Source organism: Rania fehmarnensis, assembly GCF_056494185.1.
This window is the reverse complement of the sequence record NZ_CM151398.1, coordinates 8,538,313-8,556,986: the sequence shown is the minus strand read 5'-3', so window position 1 is coordinate 8,556,986 and position 18,674 is coordinate 8,538,313. Positions and strand designations below refer to the sequence as shown.

The window sequence follows — 18,674 nt, the reverse complement described above, 5'->3', positions numbered from 1 at the left end:
CGTGCTAATTCGAATTCTGGTTTGGGCGATTTGCTTAACACAGTTGCTGGCAACGAGCCCACAGTTGCCCGCTCAAGTGCTCGATAAACAACGGCAGCTGACTGGCGAGTCGTTTTGGGACAATCGCGATTTTGATTGGTACGCTGAGAACATTCCCTTCTTCGAGTGTCCAGATGCTGACATCACCACGACGTACTACTATCGATGGGATCTGCTGACCAAGCACTTGACCTATGGCTCACCCAATAGCGGTTATTCGTTCACGGAGTTTATCGATCGCCCGTTTTGGTCTGGGGCCTATGGCGCCATAAGCTGTCCGGCCGGACATCAAATCTATGAAGCCCGCTGGTTACGCTCGCCGCGCATTGCCAACGATTACTCGCGCTACTGGCTGCGCACTCCGGGTGCCCAGCCCAGGAACTACTCGACCTGGCTGGCCGATGCCGTCTGGGGCACCGACTTGGTTCATCCCAACGCGGCGTTACTTATCGACCTGTTACCCGACTTGATCAAAAACTACCAGGGTTGGGAGCAACGGCACTTCGTACCCCAAGTCGGGCTGTTTTGGCAAACAGGACACGATGATGGAATGGAGTTCAATATCAATAGCCGGCAAACTCAAGATATCCTGCGCGGCGCGCCTAGCTACCGTCCGTCCTTCAATGCCTATATGTGGGCCGATGCCCAGGCGATCGCCCGTATAGCTGAACTGGCTGGCAAGCCAGAGATCGCCCGAGAATACTCGCAAAAAGCCACTTCAATCAAAGCCAAAATGCTCGAACTGATGTGGGATGACAAGCGGCAGTTCTTCTTCCCAGTCCTAAAAAACGACGAGCAGCGCGATGGTCATCAACTCAAGGCACTGACACGCACCTACGACAGCGGTCAGTTCGCCGGTGATCCGCATGGTCGTGAGTTGATTGGATATGTGCCTTGGCAATTTAATATGTTCAGCGGACCAACCCAATACGATGTGGCTTGGAACAAGTTGATGGACCGCGATGGCTTTTATGCTGACTTTGGTCCATGTACGGTCGAACGCAATGATCCGATGTACCTGTTGAAAGACTCTTGCTGTTGGTGGAGCGGTCAGTCTTGGCCGTACGCAACCACACAGACGCTAAAAGGTCTGGCCAATGCACTACAACAGGGTGCACAGACGCTCAGCCCCACTGATTATCAAAAGCTCTTAGCGATTTATGCGCGCAGTCATCGCAAGGACGGCCAACCCTACCTGGCCGAAGCCCTGCATCCGGATACAGGGTCTTTCGAAGGACACGACGCTTACAATCACTCCGAGCATTATTTTCATTCAGGCTATTGCGACTTGGTGATCACCGGCCTGGTAGGTCTAGTGCCACGGCATGACGATACGTTGCAGGTTCAACCGCTTGCCCCCGATCACTGGCAATACTTTGCGCTGGATGACGTGCCGTATCACGGTCACCTGGTTAGCATCGTGTGGGACAAAGCCGGTACCCGTTATCAACTCGGTCCCGGTCTGCACGTGCTAGTCGATGGCCAAAAGGTGGCGCATTCTGAAAAGCTCGAACCATTGAGCGTGACCGGCGCCGTGCCGAGGAACTTGGTTGATAACCAAAGTAATGGTGAGCAATGGACCAACTTTGTCGTCAACAACGATGGCACTTTCTATCCCAAATTAACAGCGTCGTACACTGCAGCCAACACTTCGCTTTCGAAAGCCTGTGATGGAAATTACTGGTACTTGCAAGATCCACCTAACCGATGGACTTGCGAAGGCTCAGCCCACGCCGAGGACTGGATCGAAGTCGACTTTGGAATGCCGCGCGAGGTTGATTCAGTGAAACTGTACTTGCTGGATGACTCGGCACCAACGCCCAGCGTCATTCGTGCGCCCAGTTCTGTTCGCCTTGAATGTTGGACCCAGGATGCGTGGCAAACGGTTGAATTCACAGCCACTGCCAAGACCATCACAGGGCATCGACCTCACACCCTTGAGTTCGCTAAACTGGCTACGCAAAAACTGCGAGTAACGTTGGTGCATGCGCCCGGTGCACGTTCGGGTCTGACAGAATTGGAGGTCTGGGGGCGCGTACGCTTGCCGCTGCCAACCTTGCCACATCCGGCCGGCAATCTGGCCTACAACGATGGTAGTCGAGAGTTTCCCAAAGCCTCGGCGAGTTTTCATGATCAATTTGGCGGGGTGCCAGGCTCGGCTATCGACGGAGTGACCAATTTCTTGCCCACGCCAACCAATCGCTGGACTAGCTACGGTTCACCGAATAAAGAAGATTGGCTGGAGATCAACTTGGGTCGCAGTGTCGAATTCCGCAGAGTTGACCTTGCCATTTACGATGATCGAGGTGGAGTTCAACCGCCAACCAAATACGAAATTCAAGTTTGGCAGGACGACGCTTGGCACACGGTTGACCAGGTTGTACGCAAGCCTCCACAGCCCTCAGGCAGCCAATGGAACTCTGCGTCCTTCGAGCCGATTAAAGCTGCGAAGCTTCGCATCGTCTTCACCAACCAAGGCCAGGCTCGTAGTGGAGTCACGGAACTGATGATCTGGAACGATTAGAAGCCGATAAACATTACGGGCTTTGCGGTTCTCCGCTGTCACGACGATAGTATTTCGCGGCATGCTATTCGCTTATGACACGGAAAAGCGTTTGCAGGCAGAGGGATTAGTGTCCCCATTCAAGCTCACATCGTGGAACTCCACGCTTGGCAGATGACTGCCGACATTTCCAACTTCACGATTGTTTTTGCAAAGAACCCAAATCATGTCCACATTCAAAGGCTCCGATGGCACGCGTTTGTACTTCAAGGATTGGGGAAAGGGTCGGCCAGTTGTGTTCAGCCATGGCTGGCCGCTCTGTAGCGATGCCTGGGACGAACAAATGTTTTTCCTGGCATCAAAAGGTTTTCGATGTGTGGCGCACGATCGTCGTGGACATGGCCGATCCGAGCAGCCCTGGACCGGCAACAATATGGACACCTATGCGGACGATCTCGCCGCGCTGGTGAAAGAACTTGACTTACAAGACGCTGTGCATGTCGGGCATTCGACCGGTGGGGGCGAAGTTGCCCGCTATGTCGCTCGACATGGCACCAACCGCGTTGCGGGCGTGGTGTTAATCGGTGCAGTGACACCTATCATGGTTAAGGGTGATGCGAATCCCAGCGGTGTTCCCAAGAAAGTCTTCGATGATATTCGGACCGGTGTGCTCGCTGATCGGTCCGAGTTTTTTATGAATCTGCCTACCTCGTTTTACAATGCCGATCGACCGAATAGTTCGATCTCGCAAGGTGTGCGCCAGCAATTCTGGCGACAAGGTATGCATGGCGGATTGAAGAACCTCTACGATTGCATTGCCGCCTTCTCAGAAACAGATCAAAGAGACGATCTCAAACGTTTCGATGTCCCCACGTTGGTGATTCATGGTGACGACGACCAAATAGTACCCATCGATACTTCTGCACGGCTGACAGTCAAGCTGGTTAAGGACGCAGAGCTGAAAGTTTACGCTGGGGCGTCGCACGGACTGACGACAACCCATGTCGACCGACTCAATGCCGACCTGTTGTCATTCTTGAATGGACTCACCTAATTACCTTGCCCCCAAGCATGAGCACACACCCGTCATGGCTGCCGATGGCCGAGTCTGGCGACTCAAGCTGTGGATGCGGCCTGTGAGCTGAGTGGTTTTTCTGGCGAATTCTGAAATGTTCGCCTGTCAGTGGGATACCTGAGGTAGATCTCCTCCGACTACTGGGTACTCACTCATGCGAAAAAACCAACAAAATCGTCGTTTTCTCAGGGAAATAAGGCGGCGCAGCCTGTGTGCGGCCTTAATCGAAAAACTCGAGCAGCGGTTGCCCCTGACCGGTCCTTACACCAATGCTTCTCTCTCCTCAGCACAAGTTGAGGCTTTGCTAGAGGGGTCGCGCGGGATCGCGGGACTAGCGGATCGAGTTGATAATTCTGGTCAGAACGCCGAGCCGCTGGGGCCGATGAAGCACCGCGACGGTACGCCGGTTACTCCAGGTCTCTTGGGACCGTTCGGCCGAACCTTGCGCGAAGAAGTAGAGAATCCCATCAGTGACTACTTCGACACCACGCCCACAAATCAGTTGTCCACCGATTCCCTGATCGCGCATCTGGGCACCAATCCTGCCTACCTGTCGATTGAAGGTGGCTTGCTGGACGGAACCCTCGACGAGCTGGTCTTCGATATTCATATCCAACGTGAGTACGAGCTGAACTTATTGAATCTCGAATTCGATTCTGAAGCTCTGCCTAGCCCGTTTTATACCAAAAACGGTATCGAAGCCAATCTTACTGCGGTCGTGGATGTCAACTACGTTTTTGGTATCACGCTTGACCCAGCGTTAAACATCGAGCAAGCGTTTTTTATTCGTGACTACTCGCTGTCCAGTTCGATTCGCGCCGATACGGTCCTGCATCCCTTCTTGATCAACTTGGGAATTCTGGAAGCCAGTGTGCCCGATGTTGTCCTCGCTGCCAGTCTCGATATAGAAATGAGTCAGCCGAGTTCACCATTGTCCGTTCGCCTGACGGAAATCAATACGCTGGAGGTCTCAGAGCTTTTTACCACCAGCGTTGGCACAAATGATTTTAGCGCCACCTTCAATCTGGACATAGGTATCGGACGTTGGCGACTGGAGGGTTCGACCTATCTGCAAGCTGTCGGTAACTGGTTGGGTTTCGAACCAGCAGTAACCTTTAGTCCCAACTTCGATGAAGTATTCCTGTTCAATAACATTTCCAGTAGCGAACTGGTGGCGGGAATGGAGAGCTTTACTGGATGGCTAAGCAGCTTTAGTAACTCTAGCGCGTACAACATTCCTATTCCCTTCACGTCAGGTGCAACGACCGGTTCGGTCTATGATGTTGGTCGAGGTATGTCAGGGTTTACTGAGAATCTGCGCGATGACGAAGGTAATCCGGCTTTTGATAACGTGCAAGATTTTCCCTATACAGGTTTCGGCATCGACTACAACGCCGACACAAACAAACTAACACTCACGGTAATTCAAGCCCTGCCGGAGCAGGCGTTGCAGTCGCGCGACACGCGTGTGGTAATCGACGACACTGTGGGCCTGTCGAGCGATACCGAAGCCACGATCACTGGCTCTGGAACTCTTAGCTTTGTGATTGCGATTGACTTGAGTGCGGAGAATGTCGACTTCCAAGACCGCATTGCCATCGAAGATCTGCGTATTCGCACGTTTTACGGTTCCGAAGCTGTGGTCTTGACTGGCCAGGCCGCCTATGGCGGACTCGGCCTGGCCTTTGCCAATGCCGTACTGTCCGGTGATTTCTCGACGGTTATCGATATCGGCAACCCTCTCGCTCAGACTCGCTCCAATACGCTCCGTAATTTGCAGACGGGGCTGAGCGCAGTGGGAACGTTAGTGATGCGGCCCATCGAATGGCTCGGCAACATGACCATGCGTCTGCCGAGCTTGTCGGTGATGGGCAATTTGTTTGGTTTGGCTACGGACGCTTTTGTCGAGGTGAGCGTGAACGAAATCGGCAGCGGTGTTATCGAAACAACCACCAATGCTGCAGACTTGCTAAATTTCGAGAACGTCAGTTTTGATGGCCTGGCCGAAACGCTCAGCGATGCACTCCTTGGAACCGAAGCATGGGACTCCGAAGGCGATGCCGCGGTGGCCACGCTCGGTGTGTCGCTCGATGATTTTGGACCGTTGAAACAAGATCGCATTGTCGATGCGCTGACCGATGCCGTTGAGGAAGCAGACAATGCAGTTGGCATAGCGCGGCGCATCATTCAAGACGTGCCCAACCTGGTCGAGAATCTGGAAGTTAGTTCAGGTTCAGGGACGGTCGAGTTCGTTTCGGAGTTGACCTACGATGCAGCCAGCGGCGTACTCTCCTGGTTAGTGGATGCCAGTGCTGAAGATACTTCAAGCATAAACGTTGGCCTGGGCTTTGATTCGTTGTTCCAGTACACGGGTGACACGGATGTATCTGACACCGAAGATCTGGTTGGCGAAGAAGCTACGTTGAGCGCCAGTTCATTTTCGCGGCTGCTGCTAGGCCTCGAATTTGATCCGGCACCTTCAGGCGGGGCGCGATCATTGTCTGGTAGCTATCTCAATTCACAATCGCGTTTGGAACGCACGTTGTATGTCAATGCGACACCCGCAGGTGGTTCAGCGGTGCGCATTGAAGGCACTTCCGGTGCACTGGCGATGACCCTGCGAAATGGCTCGGTCGTCATCGCGCAGGACCTGACCACGCCGGACCCCGCTAACCCCGCGCGCTTTTTCAGCACGATTCCGGCGGCGACCGGACGCGTGCGTATCGACGATCTGCCCAGTTTTCAACCTCAGCGCACAACTCTAGGACGACTGCGAGCGGACTTCCAAGTCGTCCCCGAGCACACCGGCTCGGCGGAACCGAATCGCTTGACTTTTCAAGTCAACAACTTCAACAATCCCGCCAATTCGACCACGCTACCTTCGAGCCCCAATTTTCGGCAACTGAAGAAAGGGCTCGATCTGAATGTCAATCTGGCGGCCTTGGTCCCCTCCATGGATCAATGGTTCGAGCAAGTCAGCGAAAAAATTTCGCAAGAAGTATTCGATAAAGCGTTTCCACTGATCGGTGACAAACTGGAGCAGTTCACCAATTTTGTGGAAGAGGTGCGGTCAGTAGTCATGCCCGCACTTCAGGCATTGAGTTCTTTCAAAGTCAGTGATGTGGAAAACGCCATCGAAGATGCGCTGCGAAACTTCTTTGGCAATCCAGCGGGTGACTTTGTGCAGGTCGATATTGTTTCCGCGACCCAAATAAAATTGACCCTCGACATCGAAGGCGCGGCGATCGATGTGCACAAAGTAGTGCAGACCGATCTCGGTTTGCCGGCTCTGGGGGCCGATTGGCAGAGCGATCTCCAAGTTGTGGGTACATACGAGTTTCAAGTGACGTTTGTTCTCGATGTCTCACAGGGCTTTTATGTCGAAACGGACTCGGAACAGATTCGCCTGGACATCGATGTCGATATGCTGGGACAAGCCAGCGGCAAACTTGGCTTTTTTGAGATCATTGCCACGGCCCAACCCCCTGCACCTGGCCAAAGTGCATTCGAGGCTGAATTCGTTATCGACTTGACTGAACCGAGTGGCGATGACAAGTTGTTCCTCCGCGAAATTGGTGACGGTTCTCTGATTAACACGACTACTTCGGGACTGCGCGGGGACGCCGCGTTACGTTTTACGCTGGAAGCCGTTGTTAACGACTGGTTGCCTTCGATTGAAACTGGTTTGCAGATTGACTGGGATTTCGATGGCATTGGCTTTAGTGGTAGCAGTGCCCCAACGGTTACTTATGAAGGCATTCAGCTCAATCTGGGACGCTTGCTAGAAGAGGTGTTTCTACCGTTCTTCGAAACGATTCAAAAAGTCTTCGAACCATTTTCGTCGGTGATTGAGTTCTTGACCCAGCCACTGCCGGTTCTGGCCGAGTTAACTGATCCACCGGTGAGCTTAAATGGGCTAGCTCAGGAGTTCGCGCGCAGTCCGCTAGCACCTCCGGAGATACGTCAATCCATTGAATCACTCGGGAAATTCATCGATACACTGGCGACGATCAATCAGATCGTGGCCGCTATCGAAATTGATGCCGGTTCAAGCCTGGCGTTGCAGTTAGGCGACATCTCCTTCGGTGGCGTTTCGAGCCCACAGTTTGATGCGCGGCTGAGTGAGCTCGATCACGGGGTGATCAACCAGGCCAGTCCTAGCAGCGATCTGCGTAGTCAGTTTGGCAGTGTCGGCGGAGCTCCGAATGTTTCAGATCTCATCGAGACTTCACCCGGTGCCTTGCACTTGCCAATCATTGAAGATCCCTTGAGTGCCATCGGTTGGATTTTAGGAGTCGGAGAAGCCAACCTGATCACTTGGGACTTGCCCGATGTGGCCGTGTCGTTTCCCGTCGACTTTACCTTTAACGTCTTCCCCGGCATTGTAGCCAGCATCTTCGGCGGCCTCGAAATTGGCACGGATCTGAAGGTCGGCCTCGATACAGCTGGCTTTGCGGCCTACGCTCAGTCTCGTCAATTGTCTGACTTGTTCCAAGGTTTCTATGTTAGCGACCGAGCGGACGCCGACGGTACTGGAGCTGACGTTAATGAACTATATGTACGAGGAGAACTGTTTGCGGGGGCTGGAGTTGGTTTCGATTTTTTGGGTATCGGCGTGTCACTCATAGTCGGTGGTGGCGTATTTGCAGAAGTGGGTCTGGATCTGCTGGATCACGATGGTGATGGAAAAATGCGCGGTGGCGACTTGTCGTCGGGTGAAGGATGTTTTGCACTTAATGGTGAATTGGGCGTGGCGCTCGAAGCTCGAGCCAAAGCGGGTATCTTCAAGCATGATCTACCGATTACTGAAGTCACTTTGCATGAGGGTCGCCAGGTCATTGGCTGTCCATTCTATGTACCACCCCCACCATCAATACTTGCTGGCCTTGATCCTATTACCGGCACATTGACCCTGTTCATGGGCCCCGAAGCTCATCAGCGAAATGTGCAACCTAACGTGGAAGAAGAGACTTTTACAGTCGCGACCAGCGGAACGGAAATCATTGTATCGGCATTTGGCAAATACCAATTCTTTGATGCCAACCTGGTTCGAAACATTGTGGCCGATGGTGGTACGCGCGATGATCGCATCACTTTCGTGAACACCGAAAAGCCATCCATCTTGCGTGGTAGCGAAGGCGATGACGTCATCATTGGTGGCAACTCCACCGACTTCATTGATGGTGGGCGCGGACGAGACGAACTGCACGGCGGAGACGACAATGACATTCTGGTCGGCAGCTTTGGTGACGATCTGATCTATGGCGATGCGGGAAATGATCAACTGTTTGGCCAAGAAGGAGATGATGCGCTCTACGGTGGTGACAACGATGATCAAATCGACACCGGCGAAGGGCGCAACCGTGCCTATGGTGACGCGGGCATAGACACGATTGTGGGTGGATCGCTGAAAGACTTGCTGTACGGTGGTGATGACAACGACACGCTCGAAGGTGGCGACGGGCCAGATGTCATTCAGGGCGATGCAGGCGTTGATACACTGCTGGGGCAGGCGGGCGACGATACGCTCGATGGAGGAACCGACGGCGATTTTCTCTTTGGCAATGAAGGCGATGATCGACTGTGGGGCCGCGAAGGCGGTGATGAACTCTATGGTGGACTGGGGCTGGACTACTTAAACGGTGGCGAAGATGGCGATTTTCTATATGGACTGCAAGACTCTGATGAGCTCGATGGCGAAGCGGGGGACGACCTGATCGAAGGTGGACCTGGAGAAGATCTTATCTCCGGTGGAATTGGCTTTGATACACTTAGCGGCGGCCTTGATCGAGATACCATCTACGGTGGAGCTGATGGTGATACGATCTCCGGCGGCGACGGCAATGATGAACTGTTTGGCGAAGCCGGCAACGACACGATCTCAGGTGGAGTTGGCGACGACATTATCGAAGGTGGGAATGATTCCGATACCATTTATGGCTATGAAAAGGATCAATTGACGGATGACTTGCCTGATGGAGTTACTGACCGCGACACATTGCGTGGGGGGCGAGGTTTTGATCGTATTGCTGGTGGTCCTCATGATGATCTGATCTACGGCGAACAAGACGCAGATGTCCTGCTGGGTAACGAAGGAGCAGATACCATCGAAGGCAACGATGGTCAGGATCTGATCTACGGTTTCCACTTCGAATCGATCTGGTCCCCCGTTATCGGTGGTGCCGACCAACCCAATCAACTCTTTGGTAACCAAGACGATGATGAAATCTACGGCGGTCCAGCCTCAGACTTGATTCGCGGTCAAGCTGGTAACGATACGCTCGACGGTCGCGAAGGGGCCGATACGATCTATGGCGATGACGGTAACGATTTCCTCATCGGTGGTTCGCAAATCGACACGCTCGATGGAGGTCTGGGTAACGATATCATCGAAGGCAATGGTGACGCTGATCTGCTGTATGGCAATAACGGCATCGACACGCTCATGGGTAACCTGGGCGATGACTTCATTGCCGGCAATGATCACGCGGACTTTGCGTATGGTGATGAAGGAAATGACGAGATCTATGGAGGCACCGGTAACGATACGCTCCGAGGCGGGGACGACGACGATACTATTCACGGCGACAGCGGCGATGATCTGATTATTGGTCACCAGGGTATTGATACGCTCTATGGTGATGAAAACGATGATGTGATCTACGGCGGCACTCAAGTCGACACTCTGCGCGGTGGTCCGGGTAACGACCGACTGTATGGCGAGTTGGGCGATGATGAGCTACTGGGAGATGAAGGCAACGACGTTCTGGAAGGTGGCGCAGGCGATGACAACTTACAGGGCAACGACGGTAACGACGCACTCTATGGAGATGAAGGCGAAGATACACTCTCGGGCGGGCAGCATGATGATTTTCTGTTTGCCGGCGATGGCATATCGAACCTGCTCAATGGAGACGAAGGCAATGACACACTAGTAGGTTCCGATGAAGGTGACGAAGATCCCAAGTTCGGCGATACGATTTTCTTTGGTGATCGAATCAACGGTGGCGATGGCGATGACGTAATTGATGGCCTTGGTGGAGCGGATGTCATCGATGGAGGAGTCGGTAGCAACACAATTCGCGGTGGCACCCATATCGATTCGATCGTCAATGGAGTCGATCAAACACTGCTGCCGGCTTTTCAGATGCCAGCGGGCCCCGATCATCGCGGTCTGTGGTCTGAACTAAGTCGCTCGGCCAGCCTGGGTGGTCTGACAAACGTCGGCGGATTCGAGGAAGCCGTCTATGTGGACTTCACGGGAGTCTATGTGGCATGGGTCGATTGGCGCAATGGAAACTCGGAAATCTACGTCGCGCATCATCCCGCTGGAGTTGGCCAATGGACACCGCTGGTTGGTCTCAATGGCCACAGTTCCGCATCGGGTGGTGGAATCAGTAATGATTCGAATCAATCACGCAGACCGACGCTGTTCAAGACCGAGGATAGTGAATCATTGGTGGTGGCTTGGACCAGCATCGCAGCCGACGGTACAAGCACCATTGAAGTAGCTCGAGAGGACACCAATTGGACGCGCATCGCCAATCCAGCTCAATCGGGCACAGCGGACAATGCCAGGTTCGTGCAGTTTGCAGATCTGAGCGGTTTGCTGTTCTGGATCGAATCCAGTACAGGCGTCAAACGCCTGGCCGTCAGCCAATACATCCATGCCACCGGATGTTTCGAGGGCTTCACCGCGGTGCGCGGTGTCGAAGGTGTGCCAACGGGCGAGGATATCAATGACTATGATGTCGCCGCGGTTGAATTCCAAGCCGTCGCGGCCATGGCGTACGGTAGTGTAGGCGATCACGATATCGTGCTGCGTAGAAACGGTGCCAACCTGGTTAACGAAACTCAACTATGTCCAGCCGTGCCCAACGCCAATGTGCTCGAATACGTCATCGGTGGATGGAGTACTGCACTGACCGTCACCGACGGTGATACGCAGAATCCGTCGGTCGGTATTCAATACATTTCGCAACGCGGTTTCGTCAAAGGCGAAATCGAACTGGAGGTAGACGTGGCACTGGCTTGGGAGGTCGCTACCCAGCGCGAGAACCAAGTCGATGGACTTGTTATCCATGTACCGCTGGATGGTCCCTTGACTTCCCAGCCGATGGTGCCCGAATACCGCAGTGATAGTGGGCCGCGAACGAACGCGGAGACGATATCCGATACGCGCGGATTGGCTATCAAGCCCGACATCGCCATGTCATATGCAGGCACCTACCTGGGATGGATGGATGATGGTGTCTTCCTGAGTGACAATCGGTCGAGTTACTTCGTACTATCGCGCGACCGTGACACCAATGTCGGCACGTATGTGCTTCGCGAAAGTGAGCCACATGATGCAAGTGGACAAGGCATCAGCGAGACGGGCGGTTCGATGCGCGAGCTGGTGCTAGTGGCTGTTGAAGATGGTTTCATCGGTTCGTTCCCGTTCGCCCTGTGGACGGAGGCAGCCACATCGCTGGCCACCAACGCCGCAAGTCCAACTGCTGTGGGGCAGAACGTCTACTTGCGTGTGACCCTGCCGGGACTTCAAGCGATCGATGATCGGGCACAAATGCGCAAGTTCGGCAAGTTTGATGGCAACGTACTGGAAAACGACCTGAATCTCTTCGGCGAAACGGATGGCTTCATCTCGGAATTTGACGGTCGCGAGCTGATTCCCGGTGAAGTAGAGGCTATTGAGTTTCTTTCTCCGTTGGGGGCCAGAGTAACGATCTCGATTGACGGTAAAGTTAGCTACGACCCGCGAGGAGTCGCAGCTTTCCGAACCCTGAAGGCAGGAGAATCGCTAACAGAGTCCTTCGTTTACCGCGTGAACAACTGGATTTTTGAAGCCGAGGCGGTGGCTGAATTTGTTGTCTTGGGCAGCAATGCCTGGCGAAATGGACGTGATCCGCTGGATGTAAACGACGATCAGGCAGTTAGTCCCATAGATGCCTTGATTCTAATTAATGACATCAACAGTCGTGGGTCACGTTCCTTGGACGATCTGGGGCCTGCACTACGAGAGTTCTTGGATGTTAACGACGATGGCAATCTATCGCCAATTGATGCATTGATCGTCATCAACTGGATAAATACGCGACCCGTTGGCGGCGAAGGCGAAGCAACTCCTTTGATGGCCCCGGACTTAACCGATGAACATCTCGCTACCCGTCGTGATAAGGTTACTTACCGCCAACGCCGCTGAGTGCCCTAATCCCGAATTGGACGTGTCCACGTGCTTATGGTTGTCAAGCGATGGTACAATTGGTTAGGGATAAGTAACATCGGCCATGCAATGCGCATGGCCAGTGACCTGCCAATCTTTTAAACGGATGGCCCTCGCCCTCTTTGAGTTAACCGACTGTACTGGACGATTGCTATGGTTAAACATATTGGTCTCATAGTTGTCAGCTTGCTATCCATGGTGGCTCGGGCCGACGACCTGCCGACTTCGCCGGCTCAGCAATATTTGAGTTCTGGAGAGTTCGCTCAAGGGGAAACGGCGTTGATGCTGCAGTTGGATACACATCCAACCGATGACGAAGCTCGCTTCGGACTGGGCATAATTCAATTCCTGCGCGCAATCGAAAATTTGGGACAAGCACTTTATGAATACGGCGTCGTAGCCGATCGACTATCGGAACCATTTCCTCGGCCTCCCATTCCCAAGAATGACCAGCCAGCCACGCTCAGCTACCCGGAGTTGCGTCGCGTAGTCGAAGTGTTCGTAGCGGATCTCAGGCGAGCCGAAGAAACGCTGGCCAAGATCAGCAGTCAAGAAGTCAAGCTGAAATTGCAGCTGGCACCAATTTCGTTCGATTTCACCAAGACAGGTAAGCAGCGCGTGACTCTGTCCGATATCCTACAGCGAACGAATCGGGGAATGCCTCTGTTTCAAAAGGTCAATCCGGATATTCGCATCCACTTTGACAGGGGTGACGTCGCCTGGTTGCGAGCCTATTGCCACCTGCTCTCGTCTGTGGCCGAAGCCTCGTTGGCCGCCGACTTGAATCCCGGTTTCAATAGATGGATGGGACAAACATTTCCTAAACTAGAAACGACAACCGATAAAGAAGCTGATCTCGATCGTTTCGATTGGCTAACGATTAATGACGCGCCTCACTTGCGACAATTCCGATTGCACCTGGTAGCGGTGTGCGAATTGAACCGCGAGACGTGGAGCTACATTCGACAAGAGACGGACGACGACTTTGAATGGCTCTCACATCCCAAACAAACAGATCAACTGAGATTGCCGATTACCGACCAACAGATAACGGCCTGGCTGCGCGTCATGGCGCAGTTTGAAGAACTGCTCAAAGGCGAGCGGTTGCTGCCCAGTTTTTTAGTGCGAATCGTCGATGAAAAATTTCCGGAAGGTCAAGGATTGAACGTCAAGAAGTTATTCGATGATCCTCCACGCGATCTTTTCAATTTCGATCGCATTCAGGACAAGGGCGTCGATCCTAAGTATATGGAAGCCGAAAAAGACCGGTTACTGTTCGACTTGACTGCGATGGTGGAATTGCTCAGGCTATTCAACGGTCCCTTCGGCTTTGCCCAAGCTGCCCGCATGAATTGATGCGGCTTACAGCCCTTTCCCCGTGGCCGAAGTCATGGCGTTTAGGGTTCTGGGTGGCACTGGCAATGCTGCGCATAGCCAGTGCCGCCCTGAGGAAGGCCATAACCTCGATGGTTAAGCACGCCGACGCATCCACTTGTTTAAATCATCGCCCATCTCAAGCGTCTCTCCGAGCGCGGTGCCATTGAGGCTGATGTCACTGGCGGCGGCTGAACGAGCGTCAGGCTGGCGAACCCAATTTATGCTCTCGGTGCGGCCGAGACTGGCTGAACCAACAGTCGAGTCCGTTGCTAGTAAGGGACTGGTCATGTGCAGCAACGCTAAATCCATCGCTGCGTTACGGTTAACCGTAGGCTCTGCAAACTTACTGGCCAAGATGGGCGGCGCGATGGGAGCTGGATTGGCTCCCTCGTCGGCTGAGCCAGCCACTGGGATAGTGATGTTGTTCAGCCGTACAGTATTCGAGATACGTGCTTGAACCAGTGAATAATCCGCGCCGGTGATTCGACGATCTTTGTTGATGTCTCGAGTCTCACCGATGCCGACTAGGGCATTGGAAATAGCGGCTTGAATTTGCGACAGGTCGGCACCTACGATCCGATAGGGCGTCGCACCATTAATGTCGCCTGGAACACTTCCGAAATAGAACACGGCGGGTGCACTCAGTCCTGTGTTGGCGTTGGGGCGAACAATGATTTGCAACCAGGTATCTTGAATCGCGTTATCCGTCCATTCGATGACAATTTGGCCTGGCGAGCTGGCTGTGCCGGCGGTGGCCGAGATGACCGTAGGGGCCGGCGCGGCGGGCCAGTTGGCAGGTACCACTGCGCCCGACGCTCCCGCCGGTGACCGACGGAAGATAAAATCAGCGGCCGTTAAAGTGGTTGATGGCAAGCCTGCCAGGTTCAATACGACACCATTGATCCCACGACTATAGGTGCTAACGTTGGCAAACGAAGTTGTTTGCGCGACATTGCTCGACTGAAGCAAGATTTTGTTGGCTTCGGTGGCTGCTGCTAATCCACTGATCGTTTCGAACTGCGAGCCGTTGTAGAACATAGCGCGAGAAACTACAGCAGCGCTGGCCGCCAGTGTGAACGAGATATTTGAACTACCACCATCTTCGTCGCTGGCGGTCACAGTTATCACCTGGCCGATGACGATCGAGGCTGGAGTGATCGACCAGGACCATGTACCGTCTGCATTCTTGACGACGACGCCAGCGGTAGTGCTAAGCGTGACGGTGTCCGCAGCCACATCGCTCCAGGTGCCGGTATTGGCGAGCGTGGACAAGACGATACCGCTTACCGAAGCGTTGTTAGCCGAAACCGTTGGTGCCAGATTGGTAACGACATAGCTAAACGTCGTCGTAGTGGTTCCGCCTTGTCCATCGTCGGCAGTAATAGTGACCAGAGTTGACGCAGCATCGTCGGTCGTGGCCAGACTCCACGACCAGGTGCCATCATTGTTTTTGACAATGTTACCTAACGAAGCGCTCAGCGTCACCACATCCGTTGCATTGGCGTCCGACCAGGTACCCGTCTGCGTCAAAGCAACGCCCTCATTGCTGGTAATGGTCTCGCTGGCGGCGTTTACCATCGGTGGAGTGTTGGCACTACCGACGGTTACGTCGATGTTGGAGCTAGTCGAAACTCCCAGTTCGTCGATCACGGTATAAGCGAAAGAGAACTGACCAGTTGTAGCGCTAGCGGTGTAACGGATCTTGCCCGCTTCGATCACTGCGGTGCCAGCCGCTGGAGTGGCGACGCTGAGGATTGACAGCGTATCGTTGTTAGGGTCGCTATCGTTGCCCAACACATCGATCAAGATCGAAGCAGACGGTGTTACGCTGGCCACATCGACCACGGGTGTGGGAGCCGCATTAGCCACAATTGTCCCGCTGACCGTGTACTTGCCGATCGAAGCGTAATCGGTGTAACCATCGTCACCAGAAATTGCCGGTTTGCCTGAGCCATCCACCAGCATAGTGTAGAATCCTTTGGGAACATTTACGGTCAACGTGGCGTTGAGCACATTTACGTTATCCACCGAGCCTACGGTCGCGCCGGTGCTATCCAGCACGGTCAGTTTGGCATCTAAATTGGCTTTCCCAGTTGAGTAATCAAACGGATTCACGTTTAAGGTTATCGAGCCTGCTTGCGTAGCGAATCGAATCGCATCGACATCGGTACGGGTCGTAATAAGTCCCGATGCGGCCAACGTACTGGCGGTACCGACGTTTAATTGTGTGGCAGTGAGCGCGGTGTTACCGTGATCGTCAGGAATGTACGGAATCTTGGAACTCAAGATCGCCAGGTCATCCTGCGTGTTGTTGGCAGAGGTGTATTCTCCTTTGCTCCACTGACTCACACTCGCGTAATATCCTGAGCCCATGATCGGACCCCAGGCGGTTGCACCTGATCCGTGACCGTCGTAGTAAACCTCCGAAGGTGAGGAACGGCCATCATGTCCGAGATTGAACGTATGACCCACTTCGTGCGAAGCTGCATCCGCAAAATACTTGGGTACGCCGAACATGTAGTTGTAGAATACCCAACATGGAGAACCATTAGTGTATGTCCAACTGTTCAAATAAGCCACGCCGCCGGCATTTGGATACCACTGTTGGCCGGTCGTAGCATCAATGTTGGTGCTAATGACGACTCGGATGGCTTGACTGCCCGCAGTAAACTGACTGAGCGGTGGAGCCTCGGTAGTTACGTCGACTTGAAAGGGAGCGTAATCTTCTGATACTCTGGCCCAAACTTCTTGAATGAGAGCCAGTTCCGTGCCATTAAAGGTTGCAAAATCACTATCTAATGAGAAAGCCGGAGCGTTGATCGTTGCGCCAGTGTTATAGCTGCCGGTGTAGTTTTGATTGTTCCAATGAGTTCCAGTAACAATGTGGCCGTCGAAGTCGAGATAGATTTTCTTGGTGTAGCTGGGGTTGGAATGATAGATGGGAACGTCTAGATCACTGGGTGGATTGGCCGGAGCGATGGAGCCGTAAATACTATTGGGGTCTAACTTCAATTGCTCCAGGTAAGCTTTGGCCACTTCCGGATCTACTGGCGCATCGTAATAGTATTTATGACCGTCTGGAGTTTGCAGCGCAAGTTCATGATCGAGCTCATGTTCACTCTCATGCGTTTCATGATCGGCGGTAGCCGCCGGTGCCTCATCAAACAGTAAGTCTGGCATGACCTGCATCGCATCGACGCTAAAGACCGTTCGCTCAGAGAGTTGTTCGACCAAGAGGCGGCGAAAGACTTTTCGATACCGAGTCATGAGTGCACCTTGCGAGTAAAGTAGATGCCGGCGATGAGTGAGGGTTCAGGACAATTAGAATAGACGCTTGGCATTCTACAATCCAGTCACTGTGCGGGGCGAAACTTCCGATTTGTCCGCACTCGTGTGTTCGGTAATGCAAGCGATCATCGGGGACGCGCCGAACTTCGGACGACAATTTTCAGGCCACGGTTAAGACGATTTTGCCAATATGCTGGCTCGATTCCATTAATTGATGAGCTTTCGAGGCTTCGACGAGTGAGAAAGTGGCATGAATCACAGGTTCGATGCGCCCCTGCCCCAAGTGCGGCCAAACTTCGTTCCGTAGCGCTCGCGCGAGGTCGGCTTTTTCTTTCAAGGTTCGCGGGCGCATGGCTGAACCCGTAACGATGATTCGTTTCGACATGATTTTGGCCAAATTCACATCTTGGGCTACAGCTCCGCCCAAGAATCCAATGAGCAGCAATCGGCCGTCCTGCGCCAAGCACTCGATGTTCTTATCGAAGTACGCGGCTCCGATAATATCGAGAACGATGTCAACTCCTCGACCATGCGTCACTTCACCAATGGCCGCCGCGAAATCTTGCTGACGATAGTTGATCGCAACGGCGCCCAGACTTTTTAGCGCAGCGCATTTCTCCGGGCTACCGGCCGTCGCGATGACCTTGTAACCGAAGGGCCTGGCCAATTGAATGGCCGTCAAACCTATGCCGCTCGTTCCGCCATGAACAAGTACTGTATCGTCTTCTCCAACACGTCCAATCTGAAATAGATTGGCCCAGACAGTGAAATAGGTTTCGGGTATGGCTGCTGCTTGGATCGCATCGTAGCCCTGCGGCCAGGGAAGTGCTTGAGTTGCAGGGACGCAGCAGTATTGTGCGTAACCTCCGCCATTGGTCAAAGCACAAATCCGGTCGCCCACCGCGAATCCGATTGCGTTAGCACCCAGGCTGGCAACCTCACCGGCGATCTCGAGTCCGGGAGTGGGATTGGCGCCCGGAGGCAATGGATATTTACCCAAACGTTGTAGCACATCGGGTCGATTGATTCCCGCAGCCATCACGCGAACCAACACTTCGCCCTCCCGAGGAGTTGGCGTGGTCACGGTTCGCGGTATCAATACGTCTGGCTCGCCGAATTTAGAGATGGCAATCTCGACCATTTCACTTGGAACCGACATGACTCACCAA

The 18,674-nt window shown here is 53.6% G+C and carries 6 protein-coding genes; 4 read left to right on the top strand and 2 right to left on the bottom strand.

Annotated features, from left to right (window positions below; genetic code table 11):
* Position 1 precedes the first annotated feature (1 nt).
* The 4 genes from SH573x_RS29160 (at position 2) to SH573x_RS29145 (ending at position 14,196) form a co-directional block, all read left to right on the top strand.
* Complete coding sequence (locus SH573x_RS29160) at positions 2–2,563, top strand: discoidin domain-containing protein (RefSeq protein ID WP_479351616.1); 2,562 nt, start codon at positions 2–4, stop codon at positions 2,561–2,563.
* Positions 2,564–2,768: 205 nt separating this feature from the next.
* A complete protein-coding gene (locus SH573x_RS29155; RefSeq protein ID WP_479351615.1) occupies positions 2,769–3,596 on the top strand; it encodes an alpha/beta fold hydrolase in 828 nt (275 codons plus the stop codon).
* Between the two features lie 175 nt (positions 3,597–3,771).
* The gene (locus SH573x_RS29150; protein ID WP_479351613.1) at positions 3,772–12,819 is read left to right on the top strand and encodes a dockerin type I domain-containing protein; all 9,048 of its coding nucleotides are present in this window, start codon (positions 3,772–3,774) and stop codon (positions 12,817–12,819) included.
* 174 nt (positions 12,820–12,993) lie between these two features.
* Positions 12,994–14,196, top strand: coding sequence for a hypothetical protein (locus tag SH573x_RS29145; RefSeq protein WP_479351611.1), 1,203 nt, complete (start codon positions 12,994–12,996; stop codon positions 14,194–14,196).
* Between the two features lie 114 nt (positions 14,197–14,310).
* Here SH573x_RS29145 and SH573x_RS29140 read toward each other — a convergent pair whose 3' ends face one another.
* Positions 14,311–17,484, bottom strand: a complete 3,174-nt coding sequence (locus tag SH573x_RS29140) for an Ig-like domain-containing protein (protein WP_479351609.1) — start codon at positions 17,482–17,484, stop codon at positions 14,311–14,313.
* Positions 17,485–17,665: 181 nt separating this feature from the next.
* Entirely contained in the window at positions 17,666–18,664 is a 999-nt protein-coding gene (locus tag SH573x_RS29135) for an NAD(P)H-quinone oxidoreductase (protein WP_479351607.1), read from the bottom strand.
* Between the last annotated feature and the right edge of the window lie 10 nt (positions 18,665–18,674).